At 50.1% G+C, this 16,758-nt stretch carries 17 protein-coding genes and 2 pseudogenes; 7 read left to right on the forward strand and 12 right to left on the reverse strand.

What is annotated here, in order from left to right:
* Window positions 1-75: 75 nt before the first annotated feature.
* Window positions 76-2,235 (forward strand): S9 family peptidase, encoded by a 2,160-nt coding sequence (locus tag BZG82_RS02350; protein ID WP_077678400.1) that lies wholly within the window; start codon window positions 76-78, stop codon window positions 2,233-2,235.
* 108 nt (window positions 2,236-2,343) lie between these two features.
* Here the strand turns inward: BZG82_RS02350 and BZG82_RS02355 are convergent, their stop codons facing one another.
* Window positions 2,344-3,111 carry a siderophore-interacting protein gene (locus BZG82_RS02355; RefSeq protein ID WP_077765071.1) on the reverse strand — a complete coding sequence of 256 codons (768 nt, stop codon included), beginning with the start codon at window positions 3,109-3,111 and terminating at the stop codon, window positions 2,344-2,346.
* A gap of 166 nt (window positions 3,112-3,277) precedes the next feature.
* Between BZG82_RS02355 and BZG82_RS02360 the strand changes: the two genes are divergently transcribed.
* From BZG82_RS02360 to BZG82_RS02370, 3 genes are all read left to right on the forward strand, one after another.
* A complete protein-coding gene (locus tag BZG82_RS02360) occupies window positions 3,278-3,661 on the forward strand; it encodes a cytochrome b562 (RefSeq protein ID WP_077765072.1) in 384 nt (127 codons plus the stop codon).
* A 37-nt stretch (window positions 3,662-3,698) separates the two neighbouring features.
* Window positions 3,699-4,436, forward strand: coding sequence for a lipoate--protein ligase family protein (locus BZG82_RS02365; RefSeq protein WP_443216372.1), 738 nt, complete (start codon window positions 3,699-3,701; stop codon window positions 4,434-4,436).
* Between the two features lie 65 nt (window positions 4,437-4,501).
* The gene (locus tag BZG82_RS02370; protein ID WP_077765073.1) at window positions 4,502-5,233 is read left to right on the forward strand and encodes a glutamine amidotransferase-related protein; all 732 of its coding nucleotides are present in this window, start codon (window positions 4,502-4,504) and stop codon (window positions 5,231-5,233) included.
* 93 nt (window positions 5,234-5,326) lie between these two features.
* Here BZG82_RS02370 and pcp read toward each other — a convergent pair whose 3' ends face one another.
* Window positions 5,327-5,971 (reverse strand): pyroglutamyl-peptidase I, encoded by a 645-nt coding sequence (gene pcp / locus BZG82_RS02375; protein WP_077765074.1) that lies wholly within the window; start codon window positions 5,969-5,971, stop codon window positions 5,327-5,329.
* A 161-nt stretch (window positions 5,972-6,132) separates the two neighbouring features.
* Here pcp and BZG82_RS02380 point away from each other — a divergent pair, with 161 nt between their 5' ends.
* Window positions 6,133-6,873: a substrate-binding periplasmic protein gene (locus tag BZG82_RS02380; RefSeq protein WP_077765075.1), complete on the forward strand. Its 741-nt coding sequence runs from the start codon at window positions 6,133-6,135 to the stop codon at window positions 6,871-6,873.
* A gap of 73 nt (window positions 6,874-6,946) precedes the next feature.
* On the opposite strand, the gene msrB is transcribed toward BZG82_RS02380, so the two are convergent.
* The 3 genes from msrB to BZG82_RS02395 all read right to left on the reverse strand — a co-directional run bounded on the left by msrB (window position 6,947) and on the right by BZG82_RS02395 (window position 9,361).
* Window positions 6,947-8,092 (reverse strand): peptide-methionine (R)-S-oxide reductase MsrB, encoded by a 1,146-nt coding sequence (gene msrB, locus BZG82_RS02385; protein WP_077765076.1) that lies wholly within the window; start codon window positions 8,090-8,092, stop codon window positions 6,947-6,949.
* 120 nt (window positions 8,093-8,212) lie between these two features.
* Window positions 8,213-8,923 carry an LrgB family protein gene (locus BZG82_RS02390; protein WP_077765099.1) on the reverse strand — a complete coding sequence of 237 codons (711 nt, stop codon included), beginning with the start codon at window positions 8,921-8,923 and terminating at the stop codon, window positions 8,213-8,215.
* Window positions 8,924-8,929: 6 nt separating this feature from the next.
* Window positions 8,930-9,361: a CidA/LrgA family protein gene (locus tag BZG82_RS02395; RefSeq protein WP_046075946.1), complete on the reverse strand. Its 432-nt coding sequence runs from the start codon at window positions 9,359-9,361 to the stop codon at window positions 8,930-8,932.
* Between the two features lie 129 nt (window positions 9,362-9,490).
* Between BZG82_RS02395 and BZG82_RS02400 the strand changes: the two genes are divergently transcribed.
* Complete coding sequence (locus BZG82_RS02400) at window positions 9,491-10,390, forward strand: LysR family transcriptional regulator (RefSeq protein ID WP_077765077.1); 900 nt, start codon at window positions 9,491-9,493, stop codon at window positions 10,388-10,390.
* 139 nt (window positions 10,391-10,529) lie between these two features.
* Here the strand turns inward: BZG82_RS02400 and BZG82_RS02405 are convergent.
* Window positions 10,530-10,759: pseudogene (locus tag BZG82_RS02405) on the reverse strand (type II toxin-antitoxin system RelE/ParE family toxin).
* 53 nt (window positions 10,760-10,812) lie between these two features.
* Complete coding sequence (locus BZG82_RS02410; protein ID WP_077765078.1) at window positions 10,813-11,094, reverse strand: type II toxin-antitoxin system Phd/YefM family antitoxin; 282 nt, start codon at window positions 11,092-11,094, stop codon at window positions 10,813-10,815.
* A gap of 607 nt (window positions 11,095-11,701) precedes the next feature.
* Between BZG82_RS02410 and BZG82_RS16470 the strand changes: the two are divergent.
* Window positions 11,702-12,116 (forward strand): annotated as a pseudogene (locus BZG82_RS16470) (transposase); the annotation flags it as partial.
* Window positions 12,117-12,137: 21 nt separating this feature from the next.
* Here BZG82_RS16470 and BZG82_RS02415 read toward each other — a convergent pair.
* The 5 genes from BZG82_RS02415 to BZG82_RS02435 form a co-directional block, all read right to left on the reverse strand.
* The gene (locus BZG82_RS02415; RefSeq protein WP_077480462.1) at window positions 12,138-12,647 is read right to left on the reverse strand and encodes a hypothetical protein; all 510 of its coding nucleotides are present in this window, start codon (window positions 12,645-12,647) and stop codon (window positions 12,138-12,140) included.
* A gap of 555 nt (window positions 12,648-13,202) precedes the next feature.
* Complete coding sequence (locus BZG82_RS02420) at window positions 13,203-14,084, reverse strand: metal ABC transporter permease (protein WP_077765079.1); 882 nt, start codon at window positions 14,082-14,084, stop codon at window positions 13,203-13,205.
* Window positions 14,081-14,926: a metal ABC transporter permease gene (locus tag BZG82_RS02425; protein WP_074214347.1), complete on the reverse strand. Its 846-nt coding sequence runs from the start codon at window positions 14,924-14,926 to the stop codon at window positions 14,081-14,083. The genes BZG82_RS02420 and BZG82_RS02425 overlap by 4 nt, the downstream gene beginning before the upstream one ends.
* Complete coding sequence (locus tag BZG82_RS02430) at window positions 14,923-15,804, reverse strand: ATP-binding cassette domain-containing protein (RefSeq protein WP_077765080.1); 882 nt, start codon at window positions 15,802-15,804, stop codon at window positions 14,923-14,925. Before BZG82_RS02430 ends, BZG82_RS02425 begins: the two co-directional genes overlap by 4 nt.
* Entirely contained in the window at window positions 15,791-16,693 is a 903-nt protein-coding gene (locus BZG82_RS02435) for a metal ABC transporter substrate-binding protein (protein ID WP_077765081.1), read from the reverse strand. Before BZG82_RS02435 ends, BZG82_RS02430 begins: the two co-directional genes overlap by 14 nt.
* Between the last annotated feature and the right edge of the window lie 65 nt (window positions 16,694-16,758).

Raw genomic sequence — 16,758 nt, forward strand, 5'->3', positions numbered from 1 at the left:
TAATACCCTCAGGTCAGTAATAGGATGCTTGCTTGTTAAATTACTGTTATGGCTAAATAAACCTGAAGGAAAAGTATGTCCCGACACATTTTACTCACCGGAGCACTGGCGGTGTCTTTGCTCTCAGGGTGCAGTTTTCAAGGAGAGTCACACGTGAAAGCTTCCAGCCCAGGCGAACTGAGTGCGCCTGTCGCGAAAAAAATCCCTCATGAAATGACCATTCACGGCGACACGCGCGTGGATAACTACTATTGGATGCGTGATGATGCACGCCAAGATCCTGACGTGATCGCCCATCTTAATCAAGAAAACGCCTATGCCGATCAGGTGCTCGCGCACACTGAGCCAATGCAGGCCAAGCTATTCGATGAAATCAAAGGCCGTATCGTCAAAGACGATGCCTCGGTCCCGGTTAAAAAAGGCAGTTATTTCTATTCCAGTGAAGTGGAAGGTGATAATGAGTACCGCACTTACGTGCGTGCGAAAGACTTTGCCGGCACCGACAAAACGGTAATTTTGGATGTCAATGCGCTCGCGAAAGGGCATGAGTTTTACAGCATTGGCCAACTCAGCGTCAGTCCAAACGAAAACCTATTAGCCTATGGGGAAGATACCCTCAGCCGCCGCGTTTATACCATTCAAGTCAAAGACCTCACTACCGGTGAGTACCTCGATGATAAGATTGAAGGCGCCTCGAGCAGTATTGTGTGGCAGAACGATAACCAAGCCTTCTACTATATCAAAAAAGACCCGCAAACCTTGCTGGGGTATCAGGTGTATCGCCACCGTTTGGGCACCCCACAATCCGCTGATACGTTAATTTACGAAGAAACGGATACCAGCTACTACACCGGCTTGAGTAAAAGCAAAGACGGTGAGCAGATCTTTATTTGGCACTCCAGCACTGAAACCAGCGGCGTATCGCTCGTGGATGCCAATGATCCGAATGCCACCGCCCAAGTGTTTTATCCGCGAGAAACCGGCATCGAATATGAAGTGGCAAAGCGTGGTGAGTGGTATTACATCTATACCAACTATCAAGCGGTGAACTTCCGCTTGATGAAGGTACACCAAAGCGAGCGTGACGATCGCAGCCAATGGCAAGATGTGATCGCGCCAAACGATAAGGTGCAGTTAGTTGATTTTACGCTATTTGATAACCACTTGGTCTACGAGCAGCGCGAAAATGGCTTGCCGCGTACCACGGTGCGTAACCTCACCACTGGGGAGGAATATCAGCTGAGGTTTAACGACTCGGCCTATGCGTCTTACCTGACCGGCAATGCAGAGATGGATAACACCGCGGTGCGCGTGTATTACACCAGCTTGACCACGCCGGGCACGTATTACGAGTTTGACTTGGCGTCGGGCGAGCGTGAAATGCTCAAACAAAACCAAGTGCTGGGTGATTTTAATCCGGACAACTACCATTCCGAGCGGTTGATGATCACCGCACGCGATGGCGCGCAAGTGCCTGTGTCTTTGGTGTACCGTAAAGATCGCTTCAAAAAAGATGGCACCAACCCGCTCTATCAATACGGCTATGGCTCCTACGGCGCGACCATGGATCCCATGTTCTCCACCACGCGTTTAAGCCTGCTAGATCGCGGTTTTGTCTTTGCTATTGCCCATATCCGTGGCTCTGAAATGCTAGGTCGCCCTTGGTATGACGATGGTAAAAAGCTTACCAAAAAGAATACCTTTAACGACTTTATTGATGTGACCAAAGCGCTGACTGCGCAAGGCTATGGCGATAAAGACAAGGTGTTTGCCGTCGGCGGCTCAGCAGGTGGCTTGTTAATGGGAGCGATCATCAACCAAGCACCAGAGTTGTATCTAGGGGTGGCCGCGCATGTGCCGTTTGTCGATATCGTCACCACCATGTTGGATGAGTCGATTCCACTGACCACCAACGAGTATGACGAGTGGGGCAACCCGAATGACAAAACCTACTATGAATACATGCTCAGCTATTCACCATACGACAACGTCACCGCGCAAGATTACCCCAACTTGTTGGTCACCACAGGCCTGCATGACTCACAAGTGCAGTACTTTGAGCCAATGAAATGGGTCGCGAAACTACGTGAGTTCAAAACTGACAACCATACGTTGGTGTTTAAAACCGACATGGAAGCCGGCCACGGCGGCGCATCGGGACGCTTTAAGCGCATTAAAGAAGACGCACTGGAATATGCCTTCTTCTTAGACTTACTCGACAAGCAGGGTAAGTAATCAAAGGGTATCCCTCTGAAACGAGAAAAGCGCCGTTATCGGCGCTTTTTTATACGGGTAGAGACGCGATAAGCACGCTCAATATCGATAAAAACGAGGTGCTCAGGCTTACTGATTGTTCTCCGCATCTTCACGCTTGATCACTTTGTGGCCTTCTTCGGTCACGCCATTTTTCCAATAGCTGCTGATGTAGATAAACTCACGCTCAACATCACGATCGTTACGGAAGTATTGGCGCAGTGCGCGCATGCTTTCAAATTCACAGGCACACCACACGGACACTTGCCCTGCTAACCAAGGCTGTGCTTTTACTGTTTCGGCCAATGTCGGTGTGGTTAGCCAAATAATCTCCATGCCAGCGGGAGCGTCGAGTGGTTGGGCATCTTCCTCGGTATCGAGCTGGATCACTGCATAACCTTTGGCATCGCGAGGCAAGGTTTTGATCTTGGCTGATAGCGCGGGTAATGCAGTCATGTCGGCCGCCATAAAGAACCAATCCGCGTCGCGATTAATCGGCGCAATCGTCCCTGGGCCGGCAATATTAATGGTATCACCTACTTGGGCATTCAGTGCCCAACGCGCGGCAAAGCCACAATCGGCTTGCTCGATTTGATGGCGAACCATATCTACTTCAATTTGCTGCTGGTCAGGCATAAAACGGCGAATGGTGTAGGTGCGCATCACAGGGCGCTCGCCTTCTGCTAATCCGCTCAGATCGGTGCTTCCCGCTTTATCAAACAGCAGCTTGATATAGCCGCCTTCACACTCCGTTGGGAAATCCGCGAAAGCGTCGCTTTGTAAGGTCAAGCGTTGCATATTAGGTGTGACGGTTTGGGTATCAATAACGTGAGTGAGGTGATAGTTCGGCTGTTTCATATTATCTAACTTAAAATCATTATCATTTACAATTAATCATACCATTCGGATGCGGGATGTGTAAGTGCTTTACATTGTTTTACGCTTCTATACTAGGCAATACCCTGAGAAGTGAGTAAGATACAGACGCATTATTATTACTAAAAAACAATCACATGGAGCAAAAATGAAGAAAGTCATACTCACGGGTGCGGTGGCGGTGCTGCTGTCGTTGAACGTCTCGGCCTCTGAGCTCAAGCCGATCATGAAAGAAATGAAAATGACCTTTAAAGAGGCGGCGAGCGCACAAAGTATCGAAGCCATGCAAGCGCCGGTTGCGAAACTAGAAACCCTGATCGCGCAAGCCAAAGCAGGTAGCTACCCACCGGAAAAAGCGGATATCTTTATGGAAGGGTTCGATAAATTGGCGGTGACCTTGGATAAGATTGATACGGCACTGAGCGAAGGCGATCTCGACCAAGCAAAACAAGGTCTGCGCCAAATTGATGCTTTGCGTGAAGAGTACCACGACAAACGCAACCCAAGCATTTGGCAGCGCTTATTCGGTTAATTGCGCAATCAGTGAACGTGACGATAGCGAGGACATGATGGCGACTCAAAAAACGATTTTGCGTTATCCCTCGTTGTCGGTGGCGTCTGCATTTGAGAAAGAGCAGGCGCTGATCCAACGAGTAGAGCAGGGCGAACTTAACGAGGCATTACTGCTTTGGCAGCCAGATGCGCAAACCTTGGTACTGCCGGCGGGCCAAAAATGGCCACAAACGCCTGAGTTGCGCCGCGCTCTATCAGCGTTAGGTTGGCAAGTACAGAGCCGCCGAACAGGCGGGGCGCCGGTGCCGCAACTACCCGGCGTGATCAACGTGTCTTATCTGACGGTGTGGCCGGCTAACACGCCGTATCATATTCAGACGGCTTACCAGTATTTTTGCACCATTTTACAGTCTTTTTTCCATCAGTTAGGCATTGTGACGACGGTGGGCGACACGCCCGGTTCGTATTGTGATGGTGACTACAACCTCAATATTTCCGGCAAAAAAGTGGTGGGAACCGCCCAGCGTATTCTGCATTTAGGCACGGGAGCAGGCTCAGCCAAACAAACCGTAATGCTGGCGCAAGCGTGTCTGCTGATTGATGCGGATTGCCAACATATTGTTGCCCCTGTATCGCTGTGTAATCAGCTTTGTGGTCACCCTGATCGCATTGAGGCTAAGGTGCATACTCCATTAGCCGCGCACCTAGGTGAACTGCCGGCAACCGAACAGCTGTTTCAGTTGCTAACTCAAGCGTTTATAGCGAGACCTCCACTCGTGGTGGGCAAGGCTTGAGGCCGCGACTCAATATAGTATGCTTTAGCACAATCATGCGTAAAACAAATCCCAAGGAGTGAGGAATGCGCGTCCATCTTGTTATTCACGAGGCGTTTGAAGGCCCAGGTGCCATTTTAGATTGGTGTGATGAGCGTGCCTATCATGTGACAACTAGTCATTTGTATCGGGGCGAGCCGTTGCCAGAAAGTGGTGAAGGCATTGACCTGCTGGTGGTACTCGGCGGGCCGCAAAGTCCAGATACGCCACAATCTGAATGCCCGCACTTTGATAGCCAGCGCGAGCAAGCGCTGATTAAGCAGTGTATCGAACAAGGCAGTGCGGTATTAGGGATTTGCCTCGGCGCGCAACTGATTGGTGAAGCCTTGGGCGCACCGTATCAAAAAAGTCCTGAGCCCGAGATTGGCTACTTCCCCATCCAGTTAAGCGAAGATGGCCATATCGACGAGCACATTCCGCACTTCGCGCCGCAAGAAATTGTGGGTCATTGGCACCATGATATGCCGGGGCTGACACCAAATAGTCGTGTATTGGCTAGCAGCGAAGGCTGTCCGCGCCAGATCGTGAAGTACGGACCACGGGTGTATGGCTTTCAATGCCATCTTGAATTGACGCCTCTGGCGGTTGAAGGCTTACTGCAAGCCGCCTATCCAGAGGGTGAGGCCGCTAACAAGCGCTTTATTCAAGACCCTGCCTCCATTCGCGCCTTTGATACAGCTCCGATGAATGCGCACTTGTTTGCCTTTCTCGATAGCGTGCTGACTGACAACGATCTCGTCACTGAGTGGCTGTTCTAAGCAATTAGGTTAGGAGCACGGTAACCGCCACTGTGCTCCACCTACTAAGCGCCACTGTTTGAGCGTCATCGTCTGAGCGCCATCTACCGCGCGTTAGTGCAACATGCCTTCACACACGGCGGTGATATCATCATCCAATAAACTTAACTCGATGGCTATCTTCATCGCTGCCACCACATCACTTACCGGCATGCTCGGGGCGCGGTGTTTGCACGCTTGTGCTGGGCTGTAGGGAATATGAATAAAGCCGGCGCGTACCTCGGTGTGATGAGCCAGCGCATGCATTAAGCCATAAAACACGTGATTACACACAAAGGTGCCCGCGGTGTAAGAAACACTGGCTGGATGATGCGCTTCGTTTAATGCGTTCACTAAACGGTTGATCGGCAAGGTAGAAAAATAGGCATTGGGCCCAGATGGCACCACCGGCGTACCATGCGGCTGCTTACCGGCGTTGTCGGGAATAGGCGCGTCCTGATAATTGATCGCTACCTTCTCCAAGCTTATCTCAGCGCGACCACCGGCTTGGCCAAGAGCAATCACCAACACCGGACTGAGCGATTCTAGCGCGCTGTGTAACGTCGATAAGCTGTCTTCAAAGGTGCAGGGCAGGCGCACGGCTTTAACGATGCACTCTTCATTAGGTTGCCAGCCTTCTAATGCTTTTGCCACTTGCCAAGACGGGTTGTCACTCTCGCCGCCGAACGGTTCAAATCCAGTAATTAAGATGGTGTGCATGCCATGTCCCTATTGATGTGATATGCCTGAGATAAAAGGACTTTACCGCAAACACCGACAGGGGTCACCTTTGTGTTTGTCGTGATTGATGGTTAAAAAATGAGCGAGTTGGCAAAGGCCTCGCTACGCTTAGTGAGTATTGTTCACAGTTAGGGTAGACAATGAAACACTTACTTTTAGCACTGATACTTGTCGCGGTACCGGCAACCGCTGATACCTTTAGAGCACATTGTCGTGATCGTGCTCCTGAGTTGATCCCTACCGAAACGGGATGCGATGGGCCAGTGGCTGAAATCATTACTGTCGCGATTGAGAAAATGGGCCATACCGTCGATTGGTCAACGGTACCGTGGGCAAGAACGATTAACGTCGCCGAAGTCGGGGAAGTTGATATTATTCCGCGTCATTCGATGAACAACGAGCGAGAGGCTTTTCTGAATGCCGTTCCTTATGGCTACAGCATTCGTGAAGTGTTTTATATCATCGGCCCAAACATTAGCCAGCAAATCAATAGTTTTGAAGAGCTCAAGCAGTATCGGATTGGCGCACTGCGTGATAGCTTCTACTCCGATTTGTTTAACAATACCGAGGATCTCAAGCGTCGCTATTACAACGATACGGAACAAATCATTAAAGTGCTGGAAAACGGGCGTATTGATGTGGCGGTGACATCGTCGAGCCACGATATTGATAAATTCACTGCGGTGAGCGCGTTCACTCAGGCCAATTTTGTGGACCGTTTTTATAACGGACGCTATATCAGCATCCCGAAAAAATCACCGGTGGCGAATTATTTCCCTGAGTTCGAGCGCACCATTCAGCAAATGGTAGCGTCAGGTGAAGTCAGTGCCATTTTTGAAAAATTCGGTCAAACGCCGCCTGAACAAAAACCGGATAACTGATCGCTTAATCATTCACATATAAATAACGCCCCAGTGAGAACTCGCTGGGGCGTTGTTTGTTTTAGCGTTAATTTTACTGATTATCAAACAGATAAAGATAATCCTCATAGCCCGCTTTGGCCATTTTATCGACCGGCACAAAGCGCATCGCGGCTGAGTTCATGCAATAGCGCAAGCCGGTGGGGGCGGGGCCATCTTCAAACACATGGCCAAGGTGCGAATCGGCAACCTTGCTACGGACCTCGGTGCGCGTGTAGAACAGGGAGTTATCCGGTTTGGTAACCACATACTGCTCATTGATGGGCTGTGTGAAGCTCGGCCAGCCGGTGCCGGATTTGTACTTATGGGTGGAGGAGAACAGCGGCTCACCCGAAACAATATCTACATAAATCCCGGCTTGCTTGTTGTCCCAATATCGATTGCGGAACGCGGGTTCAGTGCCGTCTTCTTGAGTGACTTCATACTCAATATCTGACAACATCGCGCGAATTTTTTCATCCGAGGGGCGCGAGTATCGGGTGTTCGTTGCTGTCATCTCTTCCGCTTTTTGCGCATTAATCATCTCACGCAAGGTGACCGGATTGTCTTTGCGATCGTCACCAAAAATCTCGTCCAGATACTGGTCACGCCCTGAGGCATAGCGGTAGTAGCTATAGCGAATGCTGTGGTTTTTGTAGTAATCCTGATGATAGCTTTCTGCTGGCCAGAATTTCTCGAACGGGATCAGCTCGGTTTTCAGCGGCTTTTTGAACACGCCTAACGCTTCAATTTCCGCCATAAAATCCGCGGCAATTTGTTTTTGTGTTTCAGAGCGATAAAAGATCGCGGGACGATATTGCGGGCCACGGTCAACGAACGAGCCTTGGTCATCGGTGGGGTCGATATGACGGAAAAACTGATCGAGCACCTGTTCGTAATCCACGATTTTTGGATCATAGGTGACATCAATCACCTCAATGTGGCCACTGGTGCCGGACGAGACCTCTTTATAGGTGGGATTTTCAAGCTCACCGCCTGAGTAGCCAGATACTACATCAATCACGCCGTCGAGTTTTTCAAGATCAGCTTCCGTACACCAAAAGCAGCCGCCGGCAAGGGTCGCCTTTTGGTAGCCTTGTGATGTGGTGGCAGTGTCTTTCACCGCTGCATAACTTGCTATCGATAGCAAACTGAACGCTGTGAACGCGATAACTCGCCACATTGATTTGTGCTGTTTCATGATCGCCTCGTTATTAGGGTTGGTGAGGATAAAGACCTGCGCATCAAGCAGAAACTTTCATCCTCTCCCACTTTTCTGTTGTTACAGATAACGTAGCGCAGAAAAGCCCTTAGCGATCACCTACCAAAGCAGCTGACCTAACACAGGCGCAAGCAACACAGTGACCATGCCCGCAATCATCATTACCACACTCGACACCACCCCTTCGGCATGGCCTATTTGATAAGCTTTAGCAGTGCCCGCTCCGTGTGCTGACGCCCCCAAGCTTGCGCCGCGGCCTAAGCGTGAGCGAATCGCAATCACGGTTAAAATACTTTCACCAATCGCCATGCCAATCACCCCAGTGAGAACCACAAACAGGGCGGTGAGATCGCTTTGCCCGCCAATCGCTTTGGTGGCTTCGACGGCAAAAGGGGTGGTGATTGAGCGCATCGCCAAACTGCGTTGCAGCAGTTCAGATAGCTCAAACACCCGCGCTAGCACCACAGTACTGGTAATCGCGACCAGCACAGACACTGTGACGCCTATCGATAGCGATAACCAATGGCGGCGGATGAGCGCGCGGTTATCATACACAGGGATCGCAAACGCCACAGTCGCCGGACCCAGCAGCCACAGCAGCCAGTATGATTGCGCCATGTAGTCTTGATACGGAATATTAAACCCGACTACCACCGCGACAATCAGCAAGGGCGCGAGCAACAATGGCATCACCATAATCGAGGGATGACGGCGATACAGCCATTTACTCATGTAATAAAAGCCAAGGGTCATTAAAAAGCAGGTAACGCTTAATAACGAGGCGTGAAGCCAAGTAGGTAAAGCAGACATCATGGCTTAGCACTCCGGTTTTAAATCAGGATGATGCGTGTGGTGATGGTTACTGCGGCGGCGCGCCATTTTAACCTCAAAACGATACACCTTATCGACCACCCAAGCGGTTGACGCAATTACCATCGCGGTACTTAAAATCAGTACAACCATGATCTTACCGCCTTCTTGCAGCAATAAATCTTGGTAGTTGACCACCGCCACCACCGCCGGCACAAAAAACAGCAACATCTCGGCTAACAGCCACGCTGCCCCGCGGCGCAACCAATCGGCACGGACAATTTTCAACATTAATGCACCTAACAACAGCAACATACCGGTGAGGTTAGCCGGTAGTGGAATAGCAAAGGTTGTGACCAACCAATCAGACAAAAACCAAATGCCTGCTAAGACAAAGACTTGCAGTAAGGTAAGTAAGGCGTTTTTAATCAATTGCATCGAAGGCGAGCCAAGAATCTGTGAGATGGCTCATAGTTTACGTCTTGGCAGAGAGTGAATAAAGTGACTTTTTTTTATTTAAACTATGCCAAAATGGCATGATTAACACACAGCTTTTAAGGGCCGTTTATGGATATTCGTGCGTTGCGCTATTTTATTGCTTTGGTGGAAAAGCAGAGCTTTACCGCCGCCTCGGCGTCGTTGCATGTGACGCAACCGACAATCAGTAAAATGGTGCGTAACCTTGAGCAAGATGTGGGTCAGCCGTTGTTGCACCGAGAGGGAAGGCGGCTTTGGTTAACCGATGCTGGTGAGGTGGTGTATCAGCGTGCGCAGAGCATTATTGCTGAGTTCGAGCAGCTAAATACCGAACTCGACGATCTCAACCAACTGGCGCGCGGCCAACTCAGGTTGGGGATGCCGCCGATGATAGGGCCGCTGTATGCCAATGTGTTGCGTGAATACCGTCAACGGTACCCAAACGTGGCGCTCAGTATTGTCGAATACGGTGGGCGGCGCACCGAACAAGCGCTGATCAATGGCGAGATTGATGTAGCAATCACCATGCTCACCGACACCCAGCCTGAGTGCTTGCAAAGCTTACCCTTACAAACTCACCCCATTTATGCAGTGCTGCCTAACCAAGCCGCGTGGCGCGAGCAAAAAAGCCTGACGTGGCAGGCAGTGAAAGACGAGCCGTTTTATCTATATAGCGCTGAATTTACCTTAAGCGATCGGATTATCGCCCGCTGTGAAGAGCATGGTTATCAGCCAACCATTGCCGCGCGTAGCAGTCAGTGGGACTTTTTAGCCGCCTTAGTGAAAAGTGGTGCGGGGGTAGCGTTTCTACCCGCACCTCTATGCCAGCGCCTCAGCGCCAGCTTGGAAGACAGTGAGTTATTACTAGTGAAGCCGATAAGCCCAGCGATTGAATGGCAACTCGGCTTAGTCTGGTACGGTGAGCGCTATGTCTCACGCACCGCCGAGGCTTGGATGAAATTGTGCCAGTCGACAGAGGTGCATCGATAGACTCAGCATTTTGATCTACAACGCCTCTTAGTACGCAATATGGTGGGGATCTTAAATTCGATACTCAGAGATGGCGTGAGGTGGGACGAAAAACTCGCCAAAATTTAGTGATTGAAGACATACTCGTTATAACACAGTTTTACACGTCATCTTCCGACAACATTTGACGACAATTACGAACTGTGAGTACGCGGATCTCATGGCTTAAGCTATAGATAATACGATAGTGACCAAAAATTATTTCACGATAGTTAGTATTGGGCAGTTCAGGAACAAAGCGCCCCATTTCAGGCATACTTCCAAGTAGTTCAGTTTTGTCAAAAACTTCGTTTACCCACTTTCCGCCGCAGGTGGATTATCCAAAGATATAAATTCCGCTGCATCGCCTAATTTCTGAAGCGCTAATGGAGACTAAACTACTTTCATTTCTTAATGCGCCCCAGTACTTGAGCACGAGCATCATCATTTGAAACACCAAGGCCTGAAGCTAATTGAGCTTCAGCTGTACGCATTTCTTCCAGTAACTCGATCTTCTCTTGCATTGCTTCATACTCTGAAACATCGAGAACAACAGCTACGCCTTTGCCATGCTGTGTGATGACCAATGGACGGCGAGTCTCATTGATTTGTTTGATGTAAGAAGCCACACCTGCACGAAATTCAGATAACGGCTGAATATCTTGATCGAAATGAATACGACTCATATTGAACCTCAAGTGGTACAAAGTAACGTACAAAAAATAGTTCAATTAACCGTTTTGAGCAAGGAGTTGGAGTTGATTCTGTGTTAATGGGCATTGGCTATGATCACATTTGTACGATAATCGTAATGGCTATCCCACCTGCACCAATACCAAATAAAAACAGCCTGCTACCAAAACAAACGCCACGATAAGTTTCCCAGCGCTTTGGTTTCTTGACGGTCACAGGAACTTACTGGATCATTTTTGTAGCGGCAACGTGCAATTTGCGTGGTAGCACGAAAATCCCGGAGGCGATTGATGGCACACCAAACAGCCATACCAATTGAAACAGCCAATAAGATCATTGCGCGTTTAACTCGTTCCCACGCTCCAGCGTGGGAATGTATATGGATTTTGAATTATGGGCAGGATTCGTCAAAAGATCACCGAACTGCACTTGATCTCTGTTCTAACACTCGCGGACAGCGTCAATATCTTTAGCGAACAAGCCGGTTCAATACTCTAGGTGGCGTGATTTTACTCAGGTTATGGAACATTCAGTGTCTGAATGATAACTAGATATGCATTCCCACGCGGGAGCGTGGGAACGAGAAAAAGACTGGTGTAGTTGATTGAAGCCTGTCCTGAATATCAGACTAAAAATGCGCTCTTACAGAGCGTGCCTGGCATTGGCAGCATTGGCAGCAGCATCTATCATCAGTAACGTCCCTGAGCTAGGCTATATAACCAACAAACAAGCGGCATCTCTCATTGGTGTTGCACCCGTGACAAAAGAAAGTGGGCGATATAAAGGCAAACGGGTGATTCAAGGTGGGCGTGCTCAAGTTCGTACCGTGTTGTATATGGCGATGATGTCTGCGATGCAATGTAACCCTGTTTTTAAAGCTACGTATACCCGATTGGTCGCCGCCGGAAAGCCGAAAAAAGTCGCCATTATTGCCTGTGTGCGTAAGATGGTGGTGATCTTAAATTCGATGCTCAGAGACGGCGTGATGTGGGATAAAAATCTCGCTAAAATTTAGGATTGACGACATACTCGTTTGTTATGTTCGTAGCTTTTGTAACCCTTGTATTGCTCGGTTGGTCGAATCTATTAAGTCTGTACGCTTCAGTTTCGTTCGAATAGCCAATGCTTCAATAAACTGCTTTTCAGCGAGTTCATAGTTACCAAGCTCCACGTTTAATTTACCCAAATGTTGTAAACTAAAACTCAAAGAAAGCTCACAACCGTAATCTTGGCTTTGTAAGTATGCTCTTTCAGCACCACCCATATCACCTGCGTATTGTGACGCAATACCCAAAATATGAGTAGACCAAAACTTGTGCTTATCACTAGATGTCGACATTTGAACTTTGGAAGCTAGCCAATAGGCCAAACTACAAAACCCTATAATACGTAAACAATCGGCTACTAAAATTTGCTGCCACTCTAGCTTTTCTGTTTTGCCTAACACCTTAAATTTTAGGCATTTGTAAATAGTTAAAGCCAGTTTATGGAAAACTCTGAAAGTTACCCTATCCCTCTGATAGCCCACAATTTCCTCCAAGAACATAACATTGCATTAGTACGCATATGCGATTTACCAAAACCGTTATACGCACTATTATCTTACTAACTAGTTGTTATAAAAAGAATCTATCGCTTATCATGCATATTCCTTTTCCGCGAAAGTGTGCATGCCGCCTATCTCTACTCAGGAATTCACACTATCCCCAAGCGTGAACCTGTAAACACATGACTAATAGGCTCYTTTTTTCATCCATTCTGGGATAGTGTGAATCTATCACGGATAACCGCGCACGTTTTGCGTGTATCTGCCCGATAAGCTGGTTAACCATCCAGTGTTTAGCCATGCTACCGCCGATCAGTTGTCGGCACCTAACACACCATTGAGTTGGCAGATTTGGGATTAGTGTATCAAGGGCTGTTTTGGTTTTCGTACGCTATTGTCCAAAGTGTTAGGTAAGCCATGTTTTGTGAGGTGGGTGCAAGAAGTTGGTTAGAACACAAGGGGCGAGTCGGGTTGGTGGGGCTGTGCGCGATTGGGGCTATGCCTCCGTCTCGCGCACTGCTGAGGTTTAAACGTCGCTATGTTCGTCGATGCCGATCAGTGTGATTGCGCCGAATGGGTGGTGGCAGAGCGCGTTGCTTTTGTGGTTTGGCGCGTCGGCTGCGGGCGTTGTTGGTTGCGGTGGATTTGATATTGCTGCCAAGCAAAGGTCACCACAAAACAGCCGGTGAGGAGCAATACAATGGTCGGACCGGGTGCGCTGTCGAGGTAAAACGACAGGGTGACGCCGCTCACGGCGGTGACCAAAGCAATGGCACAGGCAATCCATAGCATGCGGCTAAATTGTTTGCTGAGCATAAAGGCGGTGACGCCCGGTGCAATCAACATCGCTACCACTAAGATAATCCCCACGGCATGTAAGCCCGCCACAATGGTGGCAATCATTACTGAAAGCAGAAGCCAGTGAAGCTTTTGTACGGGGAGCCCGAGCACGCTGGCTTGTGCAGGGTCGAACGATAGCAGCATTAAATCTCGCCCTTTAAGCAGCACGAGCGCAAGCACGACTAAGCCGGTAATGGCGGCGGTGAGCAGCTGTTGGTGGTTAATTCCCAACAGGTTGCCAAATAGAATATGATCAAGGTGCAAATCAGACGGGAACTGGCCTTGCAAAATCAGCCCCAGCGCGAAAAAGCCAGAAAATACAATCCCCAGCAAGGTGTCTTCTTTCACACGACTATTTTGTTTGAGCCAATGCACACTGGTGGCGCATGCGGAGCCGGCGGCAAAGGCGCCAACAATCAGCGGCAGGCCAAATAAGTTTGCTAACACCAATCCCGGCAGCACCGCGTGAGCTACTGCATCGCCAATTAACGACCAGCCTTTTAATACTAAATAGCAAGAAAGCAGCGCGCAGGGCAGTGCCACTAAGACGGCCATCAGCAGTGCATCTTGCATAAAAGTCAGTTGATACGGATTCATTGCAGTGCCTCCTGACGTTTGGCGCGCCGCGCGAGTAAACCGTGTTTAGGGCCAAACACAAAGGCGGCTAGGAAGAGTCCCACTTGGGCCAGCACAATCAGTGCGCCGGCGTTAAGGTTGGCGAAATAGCTGATGTACACCCCAAATAGTGAGGTGAGTGTGCCGATGACACCGCTTAGCACCAACACGGGTCCGAAGCGATCACTCAATAAATAGGCGGTGGCGCCGGGGGCGATCACCAAGCAAATCACCAAAAAGGCACCGACACTTTTAAGTGCCGCCATGGTGCAGGCGCTGAGCAGCGCAAAAAACAGCACTTTAAGCCCCACCACGGGTAAGCCAATGCAGCGGGCGTGGCTTTCATCGAAAAAGGTCAGCATAAAATCACGCCATTTCACCGCCAGTACGGTGAGGCTCACCAAGGCAATGATCAGCATTTGCACCGCATCGAGTGGGGCAATGGCGAGCAAATTACCCAGCATAATTTGTTGAATATCGACCGCGACGGGCGAAATCGAGACCAGAAAGAGGCCGAAGGCGAAAAAGCTCGAAAAAATCAAACCGATGATCGCATCTTGTTTGATGTGGCTACGTTGATGCAAAAACAGCATCACGCTCGCGGCCATGCCGCCAGCAACAAAGGCACCGAGCGAAAAGGGCAGGCCTAGCATATAAGCGCCGGCAACGCCCGGTACAATCGCATGGGAGAGGGCATCGCCCATCAGCGACCAGCCTTTGAGCATCAAAAAGGCCGAGAGCAAGCCGCACACGCCGCCAATCAAGGTGGTGACCAGCAATGCTTTTTGCATGTATTGATAGGCGAGGGGATCGAGTAAGCTCATTCGTGCCGCTCCTGTGCGCTTTGTTCGCGCTTGCCATACACCACCAAGGGCCGCTCGTCGTCGGAAATCACCGATAGCTCGCGCGGATCGGCGTCTTGGTGGAGCTGATCGCTGGGCATCACATACTGGCGCAGTTTGCCACCAAAAATGGCACTGAGGTTCTCGGTAGTAAACACATGTTCGGTGCGTCCGCCTGCCACCACCGCGCGATTGACCAACACGGTACGATCGCAGAAGTCGGGTACGGTACCGAGGTTATGGGTGGCAATTAAAATGGTTTTGCCTTCGTCTTTGAGCTCGAGCAGCAAACGCATAATCGACTCTTCACTGGTCACATCCACGCCAGTAAAGGGCTCATCCAGTAAAATCAGCGGGCTGTGCTGAGCCAAGGCGCGGGCGAGAAAAACGCGTTTTTTCTGTCCGCCAGACAGTTCGCCAATTTGGCGCTGGCGAAATGCACTCATATCAACCCGGGCCAAGGCCTCATCTACCGCTTGATGATCCGCCGCTTTGGGGCGGCGCATAAATGACATCTTGCCGTAGCGGCCCATCATTACTACATCTTCCACTAACACCGGGAACGACCAGTCGATCTCTTCGGATTGAGGGACATAAGCGACCAAGCCTGCTTTTTGCGCTTGCTTAATGGGGGTGCCGTTGACCGCAATGCTGCCACTGCCGGGATTCACAAACCCCATGATGGCTTTAAACAAGGTGGATTTGCCGCTGCCATTGGCACCCACCAAGGCAGTGATGGTTTGCGCGGGCAGCGAGAAACTGGCGTGCTCAAGCGCACACAAGCCGTTTCGATAGACGACACGTACCTCGTTGACATCTAACACACTGGGCGTGTCGTCGGTTAAATCATAGTGCGTCATGGCGCAACCCCGCTAAGACGGTTTCTGTGGTCACTGTCAGTAAGGATAGATAGTCAGGCACGGGTCCGTCAGCGCTGCTGAGCGAATCAACATATAAAATGCCGCCATAGTGCGCGTCGGTTTCCGCGGCGACCTGTTTAGCGGGCGCATCGGACACTGTACTTTCGGAGAAGACAGCTCGCACTTGGTGTTCTCGCACGGTATCAATCAGCGCGCGCACTTGTTGCGGTGTGCCCTGACGCTCGGCGTTTATCGGCCATAAATAGGCTTCGTTGAGGTTTAAATCACGCGCCAGATAAGAGAAAGCGCCTTCGCTGCTTACTAGCCAACGCTGGGATTCGGGGACTGCGGATAAGGCATCTTGCGCACGCGCGAACACGGCTTGAATTTGTGCCTTGTAGGCTTTGGCATTGGCTTGGTAGTGCGTTTGGTTGGCAGGGTCGTACTTAATCAGGGCTTGCTCGATGTTATCAACGTATCGCATTGCATCAGAGGGCGACATCCACGCGTGTGGATTAGGTTTGCCACGATACGGGCCCGAGGCAATCACAATCGGCTCCACCCCGTCAGATAAGATCACATTCGGCACCTTATCAATGTGCTGGAAAAAACGTTCGAACCAGCGCTCTAAGCCTAATCCGTTCCACATCACCACATCCGCACCTTGTGCACGCAGAATATCACCCGGAGTGGGTTGGTAATTGTGAATTTCCGCGCCGGGTTTAGTAAGCGACACTACCTCGGCATGCTCGCCCGCTACGTTGGCGGCCATATCAGCCAAAATGGTAAAGCTGGTTACCACTTTTAGCTTGTCCGCGTGTTTTAATTGGTCGGCGTGCGCCATCGGAGAGAGCAAGAGCGCCGCAATAATTAGCAGGTGTTTTCTCATAAGCGTTAATCTCGTTCATTATGCGTGTGACTACGGCGTGAGGTCGCCAGCCGATCATACGCTAA

The organism is Salinivibrio sp. PR5, assembly GCF_001996085.1.
Lineage (GTDB): Bacteria > Pseudomonadota > Gammaproteobacteria > Enterobacterales > Vibrionaceae > Salinivibrio > Salinivibrio proteolyticus.

What these genes read in the sequence shown, in the direction of transcription:
- BZG82_RS02350 (WP_077678400.1), top strand. Translation starts at nt 76, where the DNA reads ATGTCCCGACACATTTTACTCACCGGAGCACTGGCGGTGTCTTTGCTC.
- BZG82_RS02355 (WP_077765071.1), bottom strand. Translation starts at nt 3,111, where the DNA reads ATGAAACAGCCGAACTATCACCTCACTCACGTTATTGATACCCAAACC.
- BZG82_RS02360 (WP_077765072.1), top strand. Translation starts at nt 3,278, where the DNA reads ATGAAGAAAGTCATACTCACGGGTGCGGTGGCGGTGCTGCTGTCGTTG.
- BZG82_RS02365 (WP_443216372.1), top strand. Translation starts at nt 3,699, where the DNA reads ATGGCGACTCAAAAAACGATTTTGCGTTATCCCTCGTTGTCGGTGGCG.
- BZG82_RS02370 (WP_077765073.1), top strand. Translation starts at nt 4,502, where the DNA reads ATGCGCGTCCATCTTGTTATTCACGAGGCGTTTGAAGGCCCAGGTGCC.
- pcp (WP_077765074.1), bottom strand. Translation starts at nt 5,971, where the DNA reads ATGCACACCATCTTAATTACTGGATTTGAACCGTTCGGCGGCGAGAGT.
- BZG82_RS02380 (WP_077765075.1), top strand. Translation starts at nt 6,133, where the DNA reads ATGAAACACTTACTTTTAGCACTGATACTTGTCGCGGTACCGGCAACC.
- msrB (WP_077765076.1), bottom strand. Translation starts at nt 8,092, where the DNA reads ATGAAACAGCACAAATCAATGTGGCGAGTTATCGCGTTCACAGCGTTC.
- BZG82_RS02390 (WP_077765099.1), bottom strand. Translation starts at nt 8,923, where the DNA reads ATGTCTGCTTTACCTACTTGGCTTCACGCCTCGTTATTAAGCGTTACC.
- BZG82_RS02395 (WP_046075946.1), bottom strand. Translation starts at nt 9,361, where the DNA reads ATGCAATTGATTAAAAACGCCTTACTTACCTTACTGCAAGTCTTTGTC.
- BZG82_RS02400 (WP_077765077.1), top strand. Translation starts at nt 9,491, where the DNA reads ATGGATATTCGTGCGTTGCGCTATTTTATTGCTTTGGTGGAAAAGCAG.
- BZG82_RS02410 (WP_077765078.1), bottom strand. Translation starts at nt 11,094, where the DNA reads ATGAGTCGTATTCATTTCGATCAAGATATTCAGCCGTTATCTGAATTT.
- BZG82_RS02415 (WP_077480462.1), bottom strand. Translation starts at nt 12,647, where the DNA reads ATGTTCTTGGAGGAAATTGTGGGCTATCAGAGGGATAGGGTAACTTTC.
- BZG82_RS02420 (WP_077765079.1), bottom strand. Translation starts at nt 14,084, where the DNA reads ATGAATCCGTATCAACTGACTTTTATGCAAGATGCACTGCTGATGGCC.
- BZG82_RS02425 (WP_074214347.1), bottom strand. Translation starts at nt 14,926, where the DNA reads ATGAGCTTACTCGATCCCCTCGCCTATCAATACATGCAAAAAGCATTG.
- BZG82_RS02430 (WP_077765080.1), bottom strand. Translation starts at nt 15,804, where the DNA reads ATGACGCACTATGATTTAACCGACGACACGCCCAGTGTGTTAGATGTC.
- BZG82_RS02435 (WP_077765081.1), bottom strand. Translation starts at nt 16,693, where the DNA reads ATGAGAAAACACCTGCTAATTATTGCGGCGCTCTTGCTCTCTCCGATG.